This is a genomic window from Variovorax sp. PAMC28562, assembly GCF_014303735.1.
Classification (GTDB): Bacteria; Pseudomonadota; Gammaproteobacteria; order Burkholderiales; family Burkholderiaceae_C; genus Variovorax.
This window is the reverse complement of record NZ_CP060296.1, coordinates 334579-351550: the sequence shown is the minus strand read 5'-3', so window position 1 is coordinate 351550 and position 16972 is coordinate 334579. Positions and strand designations below refer to the sequence as shown.

Here is a 16972-nt window from a genome sequence, read left to right as displayed (position 1 = left end):
GTGTGCCTACAGGCGGTCAGGGCTGGGCGCGAGTCCGTGCCTCATGTCACCGTTGCGTGCGGATGCAGGGGATGCGTCAGCGTATCGGCGACCAGTCGCAGGGCCTGATCGCACTCTTCGCGAGACATCGGCCCGCCGAGGCAGATGCGCACCGCGTCCGGCGGCGCCCCATCGGTAGAGAAGGCCGCGCTCGCGACCACGCCGACGTTCTGGCTGCGCAGATACGAGGCGAATTCGACGGTGCTCCACGCCGAGGTCAACGGCAGCCACAAATGAAAGCCCTCGGTCTGTTGATCGGAGCCGTTGATGCCGTGGTCGGCCAGGTGCTTGACCGCCAGCGCCTGGCGCGCGTTCGATTCGTTGCGCACCGCGACCAGCATTTCGTCGGCGGTGCCGTCTTCGACCCACAGCGTGGCGAGCGCGTTGGTGATGGGCGACGCCATGACCGTGGTGGCGCGCAGTGCGCCAGCCAGGCGTTGCGATTGCCGCGCGTTCGGCGAGCGCACGTAGGCGTTGCGCAGCCCCGCACCCAGCGTCTTCGAAAAGCCGGTGATGTAGTAGGTGAGGTCGGGCGCCAGGCTGGCGAAGGTCGGTGGCACCTGGCGCGGAATCATCGCGTAGGCGTCGTCTTCGATGATCGGAATGGCGTAGCGCAAGGCGATGTCGGCCAGCGCTTCGCGACGCGCGCGAGAGATCGTCGCGGTGGTCGGGTTGTTGAGGGTCGGGTTGACGTAGAGCGCCTTGGGCTTGAGCGTTTTGCAGGCGTGCTCGAAGGCATCGCCCATCGGGCCTTCTTCGTCGAGCTGCAGCGCATGCAGCTGGATGCCCAACTGCGTCGAGATCGCCTTCACGCCCGGATAGGTCAGCGCCTCGACGCAGATCAGTTCGCCCGGTCGTGCGAGTTGCGAGAACACCGCCGCCAGCACGCTGTGGATGCCGGGGCATACCAGCATCTGGTCGAGCCGGCAATCGGGTACGCGCGGCCGCAGCCACTGCATGCCGGCCTCGCGGTCGCGCACGGAGCCGCCGAAGTCCTGGTAGCGCAGCAGATCCCACAGGTCGGAATCGGCCATCACGCGAGCGGCGCTCTCATGCATGCGTCCGAGCAGGCCGGCGTCCTGCGGCTCGGGCGGCAGGTTCATCGTCATCTCGGCACCGCTGCCGCCGCGCAAGGGCAGCGCGGGGCTGCTGCCGCGTATGAAGCTGCCGGTGCCCGAGCGCGAGTCGATGAGGCCGCGCTTGCGCGCCTCCGCGTAGCCGCGCGCCACCGTCGTGTAGTTGAGCCGCAAATCGACCGCGAGGTCGCGCAGCGTGGGGAGCTGGTCGCGCGCCGTCAGCCGGCCTGTGCGGATGTCGTCGGCAATCAGATCGGCGAGCAACAGGTAGGCGGGCTTGCTGCTCGTGTCGAGCTTGCGCTGCCAATGATGCGAGAGTTTGGTCATGTGTTGCTCATGGCGGGTTCACTGTGAGTTGATCGCATCCATTGATCGCATCGGATGCGATCGGTGATTGCGATTGGTGAACGCAGGTTCCGTGCCGACCAAAACGAGCCGTATGGAGCGCAGGCGAGCGATCAATGCCTCGAACGTGTGCATTCAAGTCCATTGATCGGGTGCATTGATCGCATCGAAAGCGCATCAACGGTGTGCATGGCGAGGCCTCGAAGGCTGTCTGCAGGGCGCACCCAGCCATTGAAAAGAGCGCCTGAAATTCTTTCGAGGTCCCGGATGGCGCACTGCGATTGATTGATTGCAGGTTGATCGCATCCACACGGGTTTCGAGTGGCACAAAGCGTGCGAATTCGAAGGGCGAGCAGCACATCGTCCCTCTCGTTTTTTAGTCCACTTTTCAACCGGAACACACCATGCCCAAAGTCACCAAAGCACCGAACGTCACTGGCGATCACCTTGTCGACTACGAAGAAAAAGTCTTCGAAGACGTCAAGGCCGAACCGGGCGAGAAGGCCCTGGTCACCTTCCACACCGTCGCCTTCGAAGGCTCGATCGGTTTCGTCAATCTGCTGCAGGCCACACGGCTGAAGCGCAAGGGTTTCGACACCACCATCCTGCTGTACGGCCCCGGCGTCACGCTCGGCGTGCAGCGCGGTTTCCCGACGCTGGGCGACGAGGCTTTCCCCGGTCATCAGAACTTCAACAAGCAGATCACCAAGTTCATGGAAGAGGGCGGCAAGGTCTACGCCTGCCGCTTTGCGCTGCAGGCCCTGTACGGCCATGGCGAAGGCTCGCTGATTCCGGGCATCGTGCCGATCAGCCCGCTCGACGTGCTCGACATCGTGCTGCTGCACCGCAAGGCCAACGCCTTCATCCTCGACACCTGGACCCTGTAAGCGTCGCGCTGCCATGACATCGCCACGCATCGTCCGCGCCGCAGCGGTACAGATATCGCCCGACTTCGAGAGCCATGACGGCACCCTGAACAAGGTGTGCGAGGCGATCGACGAGGCCGCGGGCAAGGGCGTGCAGCTGATGGTCTTTCCGGAGACCTTCGTGCCGTACTACCCGTACTTCTCCTTCGTGCAGCCACCGGTGCAGCAGGGGCCGGCGCACATCCGGCTGATGGAGCGGTCGGTGGTGGTGCCGGGCCCGGTCACGCTGGCCGTGGCGGAGCGGGCGCGGGCGCGCGGCGTGGTAGTGGTGCTCGGCGTCAACGAGCGTGACCATGGCAGCCTCTACAACACGCAACTGGTGTTCGACGCCGACGGCACGCTCGCGCTCAAGCGCCGCAAGATCACGCCGACGTACCACGAGCGAATGATCTGGGGCCAGGGCGATGCGGCCGGCCTCAAGGTGGTCGACACCGCCGTCGGCCGCGTCGGCGCGCTGGCCTGCTGGGAGCACTACAACCCGTTGGCTCGCTATGCGCTGATGGCGCAGCACGAAGAAATCCATTGCGCGCAGTTCCCCGGCTCCTTGGTCGGGCCGATCTTCGCGGAGCAGATGGAAGTGACCATCCGCCATCACGCGCTCGAGTCGGGTTGCTTCGTGGTGAACGCGACCGGCTGGCTGACCGATGAACAGATCGTCGCGATCACGCCCGACACCGGTTTGCAAAAGGCGCTGCGCGGCGGTTGCCACACGGCCATCGTCTCGCCCGAAGGCAAGCACCTCGCAGCGCCGCTGACCGACGGCGAAGGCATGGTCATCGCCGACCTCGACATGGCGCTGATCACCAAGCGCAAACGAATGATGGATTCGGTCGGTCACTACGCGCGGCCCGAACTGCTGAGCCTGGCGATCAACGAGCGTCCTGCCACGACCACGTTCGCCATGCCGGCCGCCGCCGAGCTTTCCAACGGTTCTTTCGGTTCTTCTTCTTCCACCGGACATCGCCATGACTACACCGACCGCAACGCCAACCTCTCCGTCGAGCCGGCAACTGATGACCGAGTTGCAGTCCTTCGGGTTGCGGCTGGTTGATCCTTCGGCCGGCGCGGCCAGCCGCCGCGGCGGTGCCGGCCCATCGGACCACAAGGCCGTCACGGTGGACGGTCACACGATCATGGTGCCGGTGCATACGTCGACCGCGTGGAACTCGCCCTTCACCGCGCAGGCACCCGACGCGCAGGGTATGAGCACCATCACGCGCGGTGCGATTCCCATCGCGAGCATCAGCTTCCCGAAGCAACCACGCTTCTATTCGATGCAGACTTTCGACGGCGTGCCCTACTCGCACATCGCGACGCTGCATGGCTCCGACGTCCTTGCGACAACGGTGCTGCAGACCTGCATCCGCTACGAGAGCCGCAAGAAGACCTGCAAGTTCTGCGCGATCGGGCAGTCGCTGGCAGCCGGTCGCACGGTGGCGCGCAAGACACCCGAGCAGCTGGCCGAAGTGGCGCGCGCCGCGGTGCTGCTCGACGGCGTCAAGCACATGGTGCTGACGACGGGCACGCCCAATGCGACCGACCGCGGTGCGGCCATCCTGTGCGAGAGCGCATTCGCGATCAAGGCCGCGGTCGACATTCCGATCCAGGGTCAGTGCGAACCGCCGGACGACGACCAGTGGTTCCACCGCATGAAGGCGGCTGGCATCGACACACTCGGCATGCACCTCGAAGTGGTGACGCAGTCGGTGCGCGAGAAGATCATGCCGGGCAAGGCCAGCGTGCCGATCTCGCGCTACATGAGCGCGTTCGAGGCAGCGGTCGGCGTGTTCGGGCGTGGCCAGGTCAGCACCTACATACTGGCCGGGCTCGGCGACACGCGCGAAGCCATCCTCGAGATCTGCGACACGCTGCTCACGATGGGCGTGTACCCGTTCGTGGTGCCGTTCGTGCCGATCAGTGGCACCCCGTTGGAAGACCATCCCGCGCCGACGCCGGAGTTCATGAAGTCGATCCTCCAGCCGCTGGGCCAGCGCGTCGTTGCCCACAACCTGCGTTCGAGCGACATCAAGGCCGGCTGCGGAAAATGCGGCGCCTGCTCCTCGCTGTCGGTGTACGAGTCCTGACTCGAAACCATTCGAAAGAAGGAGCCCACCATGAGCTGCATCGATGACATCGTCGACCCTGTGGTGCACTACGCGCCGGTCGAATTCCTCGTGCGCGAGGCTGCGCAGCGCTGGGAGCGCGACGAGGCGCATGCCTTGCGCCGCGCCGTGTTTTGCATCGAGCAGGGCATCTTCATCGGCGACGATCGTGATGGCATCGATGAGCACGCGCAGTTGCTGGTTGCGATGTCGTGCATCGGTGGCATGCCGGATCAGGTGGTCGGCACGGTGCGCATCCATGAAGCATCGCCCGGTGTTTGGTGGGGCTCGCGACTTGCGGTGCACGCGGCGTTCAGGAACCAGGGCCATCTGGGCGCGACGCTGATCAAGCTGGCGGTGACGCGCGCACGTGCGCAGGGGTGCAACACGTTCATGGCGCATGTGCAGTCGCAGAACGAGGCGCTGTTTCAGAAGCTGCACTGGCATACGACGGGCGCGCTGATGATTCATGGAAGACCCCATGTGGAGATGCAGCCGGACTTGTGCTTTTATCCGCCCTGCCATGACCCGGTCAGCGGCTTCGTCTCCCGCGCGGGTCGTCCGTCTTCCCCCTCTCCGTCTGGGAGAGGGCAGGGTGAGGGCCGCAGCCTTGAATAGGGCCCCCATGCTGCACGCCATCGTTGCTGCATTGCGCGACTCGCGCGGCTTCGCGCACAAGCGCGACATCAGCGACATCGTCACCGCACTCGGCCGGGCGCTTCCGGGCGGGACGACCGACCTGTCGCAAGCCGTGCCCATCGGCGACGACTGTGCCGCCATACCCGACGGCAATGGCGGCTACCTTCTCTTCGCCATCGAGGGCCTGGTCGAAGACTTCATCACCCGCATGCCGTGGTTCGCGGGCTACTGCGGCGTGATGGTCAACGTGAGCGACATTTACGCGATGGGCGGCCGGCCGACGGCCGTCGTCAACGCGCTGTGGAGTGCGGGCATGCAGCCTGCGGACGAAATGCTCAAGGGCATGGCGGTGGCGTCGGCGAAGTACGGCGTGCCGATCGTCGGCGGTCACAGCAACAACCGAAGCGAGCGTCCCCAGCTGGCCGTGTCCATCCTTGGTCGCGCGAAGAAATTACTGACGAGTTTCGATGCGCGGCCAGGCGATCGCCTCGTGATGGCGATCGACTTGCGCGGCGCTTATGAAGAGCCTTTCCCCTACTGGAATGCCTCGACCGCGACGCCCGGCGAGCGCCTGCGCGGCGATCTCGAAATCCTGCCGCTGCTGGCCGAAGACGGGCTGTGCGAGGCCGGCAAGGACATCAGCATGGCCGGCGCCATCGGCACGGCGTTGATGCTGCTGGAATGCTCCGGCGTCGGCGCGACGATCGACATCGATGCCATTCCGCGGCCTGCCGGCGTGCCGCTGCTGCGCTGGCTGACATCGTTCCCCAGCTACGGTTTCGTGCTCAGCGTTCGGCCCGACAAGGTCGACGCGGTGCTCGCGCGTTTTGCAGCGCGCGATCTGGCCGCTACCGTCGTTGGCGATGTCGACGCCACACGCAAGCTCATGTTGCGCCAGGGCTCGCAACACGAAGAGCTGTGGGACTTGCAGCGCGACGCGTTCATCTGCGAGGCTGCCGACTCCGACTCCGAGTCCGACGTGCAGGTGGCCCATGCGTGAAGCGTTCGACTTTAAGAAGCCGCTTCGCATCGGCCTGTTGACGCACTCGGTGAACCCGCGCGGCGGCGTGGTCCACACCATCGAGTTGGCGCATGCCCTGCACGATGCCGGCCACGACGTAACGGTGATGGCACCCGCGACGCCGGGTCAACGTTTCTTCAGGCCGGTGCGATGCGCCACGCAACTCGTGCCGGTCGGTGGCACGCCCCACGACATGGTCGAGATGGTCGGCGGCCGCATCGAGGCCTTCACCACCCATTTGTCTGCGCTGATCGAAAAGAAGCCGTTCGACGTGCTGCACACGCACGACCCGATCGGCGGCAACGCGCTGGCCAACCTGCAGGACGAAGGGCTGATCGATGGCTTCGCGCGGACGGTGCATCACCTCGAAGTCTTCGCATCGCCGCAGTTGATGTTCTGGCAGGCGCGCGGCTTTCGTCGTGCGCGCCAGGTGTTTTGCGTGAGCCGGTTGTGGCAAGACATCCTGCGGCGCCAGCACGGCATCGATGCGTCCGAGGTGAGCAATGGCGTCGACAGCGAGCGCTTCAGCGCCACCGCACATGACACCGATGCGGCGCTGGCACGTCGGCTCGGCGTGCGCACGGGGGCGCCAGTCGTGCTGGCGGTGGGCGGCGTCGAAGCGCGCAAGAACACGCTGCGGCTGCTCGAAGCCTTCGTGCTGCTGCGCGCGCGCAGGCCGGATGCGCAACTAATGATCGCAGGCGGTGCCAGCTTGCTCGACCACGCGCACTACACGCGCGACTTCAAGGCGTTGGCCGATGCCAGTGGACTGCGCATCGGCCGCAACCAGCCGGTGGTGCTGACCGGTCCGCTGGACGATGCGGACATGCCCGGTCTCTATCGCCTGGCCGATGTCGTGGCCATGCCGTCGCTCAACGAGGGTTTCGGTTTGGTCGTGCTCGAAGCATTGGCGAGCGGCGCGCCGGTGGTGGTGTCGCGCATCGCGCCGTTCACGGAATACCTCACCGAGGCCGATTGCCAGTGGGCCGATCCGGAGCAACCGTCATCGATTGCCGACGCGATCGATCGCGCGCTGAAAAACCGCGACCCGGCTGCGATTGCCCGCTCCGCCGAGCGCCTCATCGCCCGCTTCAGCTGGGCCGCCAGTGCCGAGCGACACGCGACGTTGTACCGGCAGGGCCTGTCCGCCGAGCCGGCGTCGGCAATGCAACGCGCTGCCGTGACCTGTTGAGCAATCGCTCGACACCACAAGGAAATCCGTATGCCCGTGATGCACTTCAATGTTCGATGGCCCGACCTCAGCGAGACGCGCTGCTACTCGCCGTCGCTGGTCGTCGAGGACTTCCTCGCCGTCGGCCAAAGCTACCCGCTACCGGACTTCATGCAGCGCACGCGCGACGCACTCGGCATCGCGTCGGAGCGCGTGCGCGCCAAGTACGGCTTCGCCTGTTCGCAGGCGATGGACCAACTGGCCGAGATCGAGCACATCGCCACCCGGTTCGACGCGCAACCCGATGCGCAGGTGACCGTCATCGCCTTCGACTGATTGAATAAAAGAAACACCATGCTCACCAAGACCACTCACTACAGCGTCGTCATCGTCGGCGGCGGCCAGTCCGGCCTGTCGCTCAGCCACTGTTTGCAGCAGCGCGGCATCGACCATCTGGTCATCGAAAAACGAAGCCTGGTGCACAGCTGGCGCACGCAGCGCTGGGACTCGTTTTGCCTCGTCACGCCCAACTGGCAGTGCGATCTTCCGGGGTGGCCGTACAAGGGCGCCGATCCGCACGGATTCATGGTCAAGGACGAGATCAACGCGTGGCTGGCCGGTTTCGTCGAGCAGGTGCAGGCGCCGGCGCTGGAAGGCGTCACGGTCAACAAGGTGTCGCGCGCGGGCGAGTCCGACCGGTACACGGTCGACACCAGCGCCGGCCAGTTCACTGCCGACCAGGTGGTGGTGGCGTCGGGCGGTTATCACAAGCCGGTGATCCCGCGGATGGCCGAGCGCCTGCCTGCCGGCATCGTGCAATACCACTCGGCTCAATACCGTAACCCCGCGCAATTTCCCGAGGGTGCGGTGCTGGTGGTGGGCTGCGGACAGTCGGGTTCGCAGATCGCCGAAGACCTGCATCTGGCCGGCCGCAAGGTGTTTCTCGCCACGGGCAACGCGCCGCGCTGCGCGCGCTTCTATCGCGGCAAGGACGCGGTCGACTGGCTCGCCGACATGAAGTACTACGACATGCCGGTCACTGCACATCCGTTGCGCGAAGGCGTGCGCGACAACACCAACCACTACCTCACCGGGCGTGACGGTGGACGCGACATCGACCTGCGTGCGTTCGCCAACGAAGGCATGGAGCTCTATGGTTTGCTGACCGGCATGGAAGGCGATGCGCTGCAGTTCCAGCCCAACCTGCGCGAGCACCTGGACCACGCCGACAAGATCTACAACGGCATCAACGCGTCGATCGACAAATACATCGAAATCAACCGCATCGATGCGCCGCCGCCGGAGCGCTACGTGCCGGTGTGGGAGCCGAAAGAGGAGCGCACGACAGTCAGCCTGCGTGCCTCGGGTATCACCAGCGTGGTGTGGTGCATCGGCTTTTTGCCGGACTTCGCATGGGTCGATGCGCCGGTGTTCAACGGCAAGGGCGAGCCGGTGCATCTGCGGGGCGTGACGCATCAGGCGGGGTTGTATTTCCTCGGCTTGCCGTGGCTGCACACCTGGGGATCGGGTCGGTTCTCAGGTGTGGCGCGAGACGCGCACTACCTCGCAGAGCAGATCGATGGGCGGCGCAAGAACGTGCAAGGTTCGGCGCTGTCGCGAGAAGAGAGCCTGGCTTCGGTGAGCTGATACGGGTCAGGTGGGCGGGGCGGGCAAGTCGAACCGCAGGAAGTGGTGCAGCATGGCGAAGTGGTCGTCCATGAACTGGGCTTCTTCCGCCACGAGTGCAGCGATGGGCGTCCAACTGGCCGAGGCCGCATCGTCGTCGGCGCGCACCGTCGGCAAAGGGCGATCGCCCAGGTCGAAGTAGTGCGCGTGCGTGATCGTGCGGCCGCGCTCGCTGCGATCGGGGGCGTCGAATACCGCAGTGCCCCTCAGGCAGGCGCGCAGGTCGGCGTCTGGCACGTCGAGGTGCGTTTCTTCTTCCAGTTCGCGCAGGGCGGAACGATGCGTGGTCTCGCGCTGCTCGATGAAGCCGCCCGGCACGGCGAGCAGTCCTTTGCCCGGCGCTTCGCCGCGGCGAATCAGCAGCACGTGGCCGCGACACTTCACCACGCAATCGACCGTGACCAGCGTGGGCGGCCAGGGCGCCGCGGCCCAGGTGGCACGGTAGTCCCGCAGCATCGTCCACTCTTCTTGCAACGCGGCGAAGGTCGGCTCGTTGCGCCAGATTGCCAGGAAGTCGAACGCCAGCAGCGGCACCATTGCGCGCAGAGGGCCGTCGTCTGTCGCGCCGAACAAGGCGTCTCGCGCCGCACGGGCTGTTGCGGTCGAGGCGACCGACAGCGTCGTCAATTGCCATTCGGGAAACCAGTCGAGATAGGCGGTGGTCGCGTCCTTTCGGTGACCGACCAGCAGCACCGTGGTCGGCGCGGAGCCGGTCGCATCGGTCGAGCCCGTCGAACCAGCCGTGAAAGTCGTTGCCGCTTTCGCTGTGTTCGCCTTGTTTGCGCTGGCTATCGCCTGGCGAACTTCGGCGATCCACGGCGCGTCTTCGTGGTGATCGCGCACCGGCACAAAACTGACCCGCTCTCGATCCGATTCAGGCAAAGCGCGTCGAATCATCTCGGCACGTTGCTGCCAGCTGAAAGGATGCCGCGGCGAACGCGCGTGAAAGGCCGAGCCGATGACCACGATGCAGCGCTGCGCTTCAGAGAGCGCGTGCTGCAACAGGGCGAGGTGACCTTTGTGGAAGGGTTGGAAGCGGCCGACGAAGACGGCGAGATGATGCATCGCTCGAATGTAATGCCCGAGCGGAGCGCAAAAAGCAAAACCCGCCAGTGGGCGGGTTCGGTGAAGTAGCCAGCGCGCTGGATCGCGTGGTGGCCGAGCGGTGGAGCTCCTCAGAAGTTCGTGACGGCCCACTCGGCGACACGACGGACCGACGCCGAATTTCGCAGGCCGAACTGGCGCTGCAGTCGCGCCGCCCGGCATGCGCGTTCGCGGGCAACCGATTCCAGTGCGTCGGCGACGGCAGCTGCCGTGCGGCCATCGTGTGCCGATTCGCTTCGCAGTGAGTCTGCGAGCCCATGAATCTGCTCGATGCTCAGGCGCTCGGGGCGAGGGGAAACGTTGAACATCATGTTGCGATCAACAGGCGGATCAGCACGGGAATGGCGACAACCAGGAACCCGAGCATGACGTTGCGGCGCCAGCCAGCGGCGTGCTGCTCGCGTTGGCCGGAACGGTAAGACTGGGTAAAAGCAGCCCTTTCGGTCGAATCGGACTTGTCTTTCCACCATTCGTGAGGGGTTTGTGCGCGCTGTGTCATGTAAGCAATTGTGCCTACGTCATCCTTTTGACGGGAGGAACTAGGTCACACTTAAGTACACAAAAAAACAAATCTCAAGCCCGAGGCCTTGGTGCCCTCGACAGGAATCGAACCTGTATCTGAGTCTTAGGAGGACCCCGTTCTATCCATTGAACTACGAGGACTGAGCGCGCGAAACTTGCTTGTTTCGGGGCTTCGGGCAGCGGCGGCGACTTTAACAGTTCAGTCGTATTTGAGCGTGTAGATCAGGTCGAGCCCGCTCTTCTGGCCGGCCTGGCCGCGCAGGGTCAGGCGCCGCGTCAGGTCGTAGAAGATGAAGAGCGTGCCGAAGGTGCCTCCGATGCTGCGCTCGTAAGTCACGTAGAAGTCCGACGACAGCCGCTTGCCGAGCGTCACCGCCGATTCGCGCAGGTCGCCACCGCTGCCAGGGCCTTTGAAGCCGATTTCGTCGAGTCCGAAGCGGCTGGCAAGGCTGCCGCCGGTGCCGCCTTTGCCCAGCCCGCCGAGCACCGCCAACGCGGCCTGCTGCAGCAGCAGCGATTCGCCGCCACTGCTGGCCTGGGCGCGTCCGAGGATCACCCATGACAGCGTCTCCGCGTCGGAGAGCGCGGGCTCGGAATAGAGCCGCACGCGCGGTGATTGCGCAGTGCCTGTGATCTGCACGCCGGCGCGCTGGGTGATGTTCGGCCGGATGGCCAGGATGTCGAGCGACGGGTTGTCGAACGGACCGTTGAAGCGCGCCAGGCCGCTCTCGACGTCGAGTTCCTGTCCATAAGAACGATAGCGGCCGCGCACGGTTTTCACCTCGCCGGTGATGCGCGGCGGCGCTGTAAGCGAGGTACTGCGGATGTCGAGCTTGCCTTCGAGTCGCGTCGTGATGCCGCGGCCCTGGACCGCGAAGTCATCGCCGAGGTCGAAGGTGACTGCGATGTCGGGTGGCTTGGCAGTTTGCGGTCGGGCGGTGTTGCTTGCCGCCGTCGTTTCGGCAGCGCGCGCGGCAGCGTCGCGCTTGGTTTGCTGCTCAGCCGCCTCGCGGTCTTTGGCGGCTGAATGAACCACCACATCGCTGCCGAGACTTGGCGCGGTCTCGTCTGGCAGGATGATCACTGCGCGATCGGTCTTGAGGTCGCCCCGCACGGTGAACTGGCCGTTATCGAGGCGCGACTGCACATCACCGGAAATTGTTACCTGTCGATCGGTGCGGACCAACACACGCAAGCGCGTCAACTTGCCTTGCACCGACATGCGGATGCCAGACCCTGAGGTGGTCGCGTCGCTGCTCCAGCGGACTTCGCCGCGGGCCGACAAGCTGCCGCCATCGCTCGCTGCCTCGCTGGCGGCCGTGCTTCGGTTGCCGCTCTGGCCTGCGATGCGTGCCGTGCTGCCGGCGCCGCCCTTGAGCGTGAAATCCGTGATCTCGACGCGGTCGCCCGAGAGCGCGACCCGCAAGCGCCCATCGCGCAAATCGAGTCCCTCGACGGGCGCGCGCAAGGCGAGCTGGTCTGCGCTCAATGTCCCGTTCCAGCGCGGTGCTTCGCGATTCCCCGACAGCGTGGCATCGGCCTCGAGCGTGCCGGCCACGCGCCAGCCGGGCGGCGCAAGAATCGACCACACGCCCAGGCTCGGCAGTTTGGCCGTGAGCCGGCCGGCGAGGGGCGCGTCGGCAGCCCATTGCCAGCCGCCGTCGTGCTGCACCACGCGGCTCGACGCTTCGGCGTTGAGCTGACCGGCACGCTCGCTGTCCCATGCCAGCGTCGCCTTGATCGCGTCGCCTTGTGCGTCGACTTTGAGTTCGGCCTGCCGTAGGCCAGCCGGTGTGCTGGGGCCGACCGCGTCGCCATCGGACGCCGTTATGGTGCGCTCGCTGGCCGTGCCGGTGCCATGGCTCGTGATGCGCGTGACGAGCGCCGCTTCGCCGGCCTGCACGCGGATGTCGCCGCTTTGCCGAGCAAGCCGCGCATGGGCGCGAAGTGCGTCGCCGGCGTCGATGTCCCAATCGCCGTCGAACAACAAGTCGCCGGTGACGCCGGCATCGGCCAGTGCCGTGTTGGCGCCCAGTGCGCTCGCCCAAGCCATCGGCAGGCCCTGCAGCTTGCCTTGCGATTGCAGGCGGTACACGCGGTTGGCCGACGTGCCGCTCTGGCTGAAGCGCAATGGTTGCCAGTCGATGCGCACCGTGCCCGGCACCGGGCCGCGCAGCGTCGCGCCTGCGGCCGAAGCTTCGACGTCGAGCCGCGCGGCCGTCTTGCCATTCGCGGCCGTGCTGCGGATGGTGGCGCTGATGGCGCGGCTCAGCTCCAGCGTCCAGGGGCCGGGCCGCGTGCTGTCCTGCGCCTGCAGATGCACGCTGGCGATCGTGGCGCGCCATTGATCGGCGCGCTCGAGGCCGCCGCTGGCGCGTGTGTCGAGCGTGATCTTTTGCGTGCCGGTGCTGGCCTCGCCTTGCAGCGACAAGGTGGCTTGCGCCAGGCTGCCGGCCAGCTCTGCGCGGATGCCGCGCAGTTGAATGGTCGGCGAAGCAGAAGCAGAAGCGGGCGCCGGTAATCGAAGATCGAGCTTCTGCGCGATCAGCGTGGCTTGCACGGTCGGCTCCGCAGTGCCGCGCGGCGACGGCGTCGTTGCGCTTTGCAAGCGCCGTTGCACGGCCAGCCAGCCACCTTGCCAGCTGGCATCGAGACGTGCGGCACCTTGCGCGCTGCTGCCGGCAAAAGCCGATGCAAGCCCGGGCAGTCCTTCGATCCACTTCTGCAGCGTCGCCGCATCGTCGATGCGTGCCTTGAGTTCGCCGTCGCCCTGGTTCGGCGCGATGCGTCCCTGCAGTTCCGCGCTGGCGCCTGGCAAGACGACGTTCAGGTTACCGCTGCCCGCCTGCTCGGCCACACGCCATTGCAGCTTGCCGTCGACGCTCGCGCGCTCGGCATTGATGCGCAGCATGCGCAAGTCGAGTATCTGGTTTTGAATGAGCCACTGACCTCGGGCCACGGCGCGATCGAGCTTCAAGCCCTTGAGCGAGTTGGTACCGGCGCCGCCTTCGGCTTGCAGCGCCACGTCGAAGGTCAGCGCATCGCCATTTTGCTCGGCAGTAACGCGGCCATTGATGGGCGCGCCGGCCAGCTGGGTATGCAGCTCGCCGGGCTTTACGCCGCTCACTGTGGCAGTGGCTCGCCATGGCGCCGGGGCAGGAGCCCAGGCGCCTTCGGCATCGATGCGACCGCCGCCCGCGTGCACCGTGGCGTCGGCGATCTTCCAGGCGGTGCCATCGAAACCGACGTCGGCCTCCACCTGTTCGACCGGCAATTTGCCGAGGTCCCAGGCGCCGGGCAGCGCGTTGCGGATGTTGCCCCGCGCCTGCCATGCGGCTGGGCCGACGGCGGCGTCGGGTTGCAGCGCGATGGTGCCGGTCAGCTGTGTTCGAGGTGCGCCGGGCCAGAGGCTCGCGGCGTCGACGTTTCGCAGATCGACATGCGCATCGATCACCGGCTGCGTTTGCCATGGCGCGATCTGGGCTTGCAGGGCGGCTTGCATGAGCTCACCCGCAACAGGCGTCGTGGCATCGGCCGGCTTCAATTGCGCGCCCACCCGCAGGCGTGCGGCTGCGCCACTCAGCGTGCCCTTGATCGTCGCATCGGCCGCCACGTCGATGCTGCGGCCTTCGGCCAGCGGCGCCTTCACGCGACCATCGAGTGCCGCATCGATCGCCATCGGCGCCGGGCCTTGCAGTGCAACGCGGGCGCTGTAATGCCCGTCGGCGATGTCGACGCCGGTGACGTCCAGCGCATGCTGCGCGTCGGCGTATTTGTAGAGGCCCGACAGATTCGTGGCCTGAAGCGCAGGTGGCCCGGTCCAGCGCAAATCGTCGATGCGAAATGGAAACTCGACATCGATCGGCAGTGCCAGTTGCTCCAATGGTTCGGTCGGCGTTGTGCTCGGTGGACCGCGACGCTCGATCAGCAATTGCGCCGCATGAACTTCACCCAGTTGCACCTTGCGTTTCAAGAGTGGCGCGAGTGCCCAACCGATCTGGGCCCCGTGCACTTCGACTGCCAACGTCGGGCCTTGCCAGCGCAGCCAGCCGATACGCCCACCGGTGCGCAGCGAGCCGCTGACGTCGCGGCTTTCAAGTGATTGGCCAGCCGGCAGATGATTCGCCGCTTGCGTGAGTGCGAAGGCCAGCGACTGGTTCGACCCGAGCCACCACCAGGCGCCTGCGGTCAGCACGAGCACCAGCGCGATCAGCCCGACGAAGCTCCACGCCAGCGCGCGCAGCGCACGACGGGTGCGCGAGCGGCGTACCGCCGGCGCTTCGGGCGGCAAGGCGGCCGTCGTTGCGTTTGAGGAAGGGGTTTCGGCTTCGCTGCTCATCGTGCTTGTCGGCTAGCGCGATCTCAAAAGGTAAAGCCGAGCCGCAGATGCAGCCTGAACTTCTTGGTGTCGACGCCGTACGCGACGTCGGCCTGCACCGGACCTACCGGGCTGCGCCAGCGCACGCCGGCACCCACGCCGACCTTGGCTTTCAACAACCCGGGCTTGTCGGCCACGGCGCCGGCGTCGACGAAGGTCACGCTCTCGAAATCGGTTAGCTTGCCGCCATAGACGACCGGGCGTTGCCATTCGACGCTGGCCACCGCGAGATAGCGACCGGCGACGATGGTGCCGTCGCTGCGTACGGTGCCGATCTGGCGGTAGCTGTAGCCACGCACCGTGGTGTCGCCACCGGTCAGAAACAGCAGCGTCGACGGGATCTGCGCGCTGTCTTTGGCCGCGACCACGCCGCCTTCGAGCCGCAACTGCAGTCGGCTGCGACGTGCCTGCGTGCCGTCCTCTGGCACCGTGCCGATCGGCACGATGCCAAGCCACCGCGCATACGTACGCACGAACGGCGTCTGTTCGCCGGTCAGCGTGTAGCCGGCGCCGACTTCGAGCGCCAGCGCCTGGCCGCGCGCAGGTGCGGTGTTGTTGTCGAAGTAGCGGCCGGTCCATCCCCAGTTGGCACTGATCGCCGAAGCTGACGGCGGTGCGTCGTAGCCGCGGTTTTGTGCGTAGTCGTATTGCAGGAAATAGCTGCGGTCGATGTGGTCGCCTGCTTTGCTGCGGCCACTGCGCAATCGGCCGCTGTCCACGTCGTAGGTGCCGGCGGTTTCACGCTTGAGCTCACCGCTCGCGAACCAGCGCCACCCGTTGTCGCCGGGGATGCTGTTCCATTCCGAGCCCAGCGAGCGGGTCTCGCGGTCGACCGAAAGCCGCGACACGGCACGCCAGCCGAGCACTGGCATCTTGTTGTCGATGTGGTCGACGGAAAGTCGCGGTCCACTGTCGGTGGTGAAGCCCGCGCCGAGGACGATCTTTTGCAGGGGCGCTTCGCGCAGCTGCGCGATCACAGGCGCTGCCTGCGGGTTCAATGACTCGGTGTCGAGCGTCAGGAACACCGAGTCGTAGTAGCCGCTGCTGGCGAGACGTTGCTGCGCATCGAGCAGTTTTTGCTGGTCGTAATCGGCGCCGGTCGGCACGCGGGCAATGCGGCGGGCGCCGTCGGCGTCGTAGCGTTCGCTTCCGCGCACCTGCAGCGGGCCAAAGCGGTAAGCCGGGCCGGACTGGTATTCAACCGACAACTTCGCCTCCTGCCGGTCGGCGTCGACATCGGCCACGCTCTTCAGAATGCTGCCGGTCGGGTAGCGCTTGGCCGTCAGGTTGCGCAATGCCACGGCCTTGGCGTTGTCCCAGGCCAGTTGGTTGAACGGCTGCCCGGCACGCAGCGACCAACCGACCCGTACCGCGTCGCGCTGCGCTTGCGACGTTGGGTCGTTTTCGACAGGGCCGGCAAAGCCGATCTGCACCGAGCTGACATGCGTCACTTCGCCGGGCTCGACCGTGATGACCACTTCGCGAGGAGCCTTGGCGCTGGCGACTGGTGTTTCCTTGAGTTCGAGCGTAAGCGTGGGCGTGAAGTAACCCAGCGTGCCGAGCAGCTCGCGCGCGTTGGCCTCGGCGGCCACCATAAGGCGCGAGAGTTCCGCGGCGCCAAGGTCGTCGACTTGGCGATAGCGTTGGATTTCGAGGTGCCGGTTGAGGTAGTCACGGACCGTGTCGGGGCCGTGCACTTCGAGGGCGAAGGCGTCGCGCTTGTCGCGTTGCGCGGTGCTGCTGGCAACCGGTGCGCCTTCGGGTGCATCCGCGGGCGGTGTGTGGCCGGTGAGGCCCGAGAGCACGCTGCATCCCTGCAGAAGAAGGACACTCCCAAAAAACAAAGCCGGCATCCATGCCGGCGTTAAAAAAAGCACCCTCCTGACCATCGGGTTGATTCTGACAGCAAGGTCAGCCCGCCCGATATGCCCCACGTCGCCGCAAGGTCACATGCGCAACGGCG

At 66.1% G+C, this 16972-nt stretch carries 14 protein-coding genes and 1 tRNA gene; 8 read left to right on the top strand and 7 right to left on the bottom strand.

Going from position 1 to position 16972, the window contains the following annotated elements; all coding sequences use genetic code 11:
• Positions 1-41: 41 nt before the first annotated feature.
• On the bottom strand, positions 42-1442 hold the full coding sequence (locus tag H7F36_RS01740; protein WP_187053061.1) for a PLP-dependent aminotransferase family protein: 1401 nt from the start codon (positions 1440-1442) through the stop codon (positions 42-44).
• 422 nt (positions 1443-1864) lie between these two features.
• On the opposite strand from H7F36_RS01740, the gene H7F36_RS01735 reads away from it, so the two are divergent.
• Genes H7F36_RS01735 through H7F36_RS01700 form a run of 8 tightly spaced genes read left to right on the top strand, consistent with a single transcriptional unit; the run spans position 1865 to position 8966 of the window.
• Entirely contained in the window at positions 1865-2347 is a 483-nt protein-coding gene (locus H7F36_RS01735; protein WP_187053060.1) for an MSMEG_0572/Sll0783 family nitrogen starvation response protein, read from the top strand.
• Between the two features lie 13 nt (positions 2348-2360).
• Positions 2361-3437 (top strand): Nit6803 family nitrilase, encoded by a 1077-nt coding sequence (locus tag H7F36_RS01730; protein WP_187053059.1) that lies wholly within the window; start codon positions 2361-2363, stop codon positions 3435-3437.
• A complete protein-coding gene (locus H7F36_RS01725) occupies positions 3400-4470 on the top strand; it encodes an MSMEG_0568 family radical SAM protein (RefSeq protein ID WP_187054754.1) in 1071 nt (356 codons plus the stop codon). The genes H7F36_RS01730 and H7F36_RS01725 overlap by 38 nt, the downstream gene beginning before the upstream one ends.
• Before the next feature lie 30 nt (positions 4471-4500).
• Positions 4501-5106 carry an MSMEG_0567/Sll0786 family nitrogen starvation N-acetyltransferase gene (locus tag H7F36_RS01720; RefSeq protein ID WP_187053058.1) on the top strand — a complete coding sequence of 202 codons (606 nt, stop codon included), beginning with the start codon at positions 4501-4503 and terminating at the stop codon, positions 5104-5106.
• A 7-nt stretch (positions 5107-5113) separates the two neighbouring features.
• Positions 5114-6127 carry a sll0787 family AIR synthase-like protein gene (locus H7F36_RS01715; RefSeq protein WP_187053057.1) on the top strand — a complete coding sequence of 338 codons (1014 nt, stop codon included), beginning with the start codon at positions 5114-5116 and terminating at the stop codon, positions 6125-6127.
• A complete protein-coding gene (locus H7F36_RS01710) occupies positions 6120-7340 on the top strand; it encodes an MSMEG_0565 family glycosyltransferase (protein WP_187053056.1) in 1221 nt (406 codons plus the stop codon). Before H7F36_RS01715 ends, H7F36_RS01710 begins: the two co-directional genes overlap by 8 nt.
• Positions 7341-7370: 30 nt before the next feature.
• The gene (locus H7F36_RS01705; protein WP_187053055.1) at positions 7371-7655 is read left to right on the top strand and encodes an MSMEG_0570 family nitrogen starvation response protein; all 285 of its coding nucleotides are present in this window, start codon (positions 7371-7373) and stop codon (positions 7653-7655) included.
• A gap of 18 nt (positions 7656-7673) precedes the next feature.
• Positions 7674-8966, top strand: a complete 1293-nt coding sequence (locus H7F36_RS01700) for an MSMEG_0569 family flavin-dependent oxidoreductase (RefSeq protein ID WP_187053054.1) — start codon at positions 7674-7676, stop codon at positions 8964-8966.
• 6 nt (positions 8967-8972) lie between these two features.
• Here H7F36_RS01700 and H7F36_RS01695 read toward each other — a convergent pair whose 3' ends face one another.
• The 6 genes from H7F36_RS01695 to H7F36_RS01670 all read right to left on the bottom strand — a co-directional run bounded on the left by H7F36_RS01695 (position 8973) and on the right by H7F36_RS01670 (position 16898).
• On the bottom strand, positions 8973-10070 hold the full coding sequence (locus H7F36_RS01695) for a bifunctional nicotinamide-nucleotide adenylyltransferase/Nudix hydroxylase (protein WP_187053053.1): 1098 nt from the start codon (positions 10068-10070) through the stop codon (positions 8973-8975).
• 110 nt (positions 10071-10180) lie between these two features.
• Complete coding sequence (locus H7F36_RS01690; RefSeq protein WP_187053052.1) at positions 10181-10420, bottom strand: hypothetical protein; 240 nt, start codon at positions 10418-10420, stop codon at positions 10181-10183.
• Positions 10417-10608: a hypothetical protein gene (locus H7F36_RS01685; RefSeq protein ID WP_187053051.1), complete on the bottom strand. Its 192-nt coding sequence runs from the start codon at positions 10606-10608 to the stop codon at positions 10417-10419. Before H7F36_RS01685 ends, H7F36_RS01690 begins: the two co-directional genes overlap by 4 nt.
• A gap of 89 nt (positions 10609-10697) precedes the next feature.
• A tRNA-Arg gene (locus H7F36_RS01680) sits at positions 10698-10772 on the bottom strand.
• Between the two features lie 58 nt (positions 10773-10830).
• Entirely contained in the window at positions 10831-14970 is a 4140-nt protein-coding gene (locus tag H7F36_RS01675) for a translocation/assembly module TamB domain-containing protein (protein ID WP_187053050.1), read from the bottom strand.
• A gap of 23 nt (positions 14971-14993) precedes the next feature.
• Positions 14994-16898 carry an autotransporter assembly complex protein TamA gene (locus H7F36_RS01670; RefSeq protein WP_187053049.1) on the bottom strand — a complete coding sequence of 635 codons (1905 nt, stop codon included), beginning with the start codon at positions 16896-16898 and terminating at the stop codon, positions 14994-14996.
• Positions 16899-16972 lie beyond the last annotated feature (74 nt).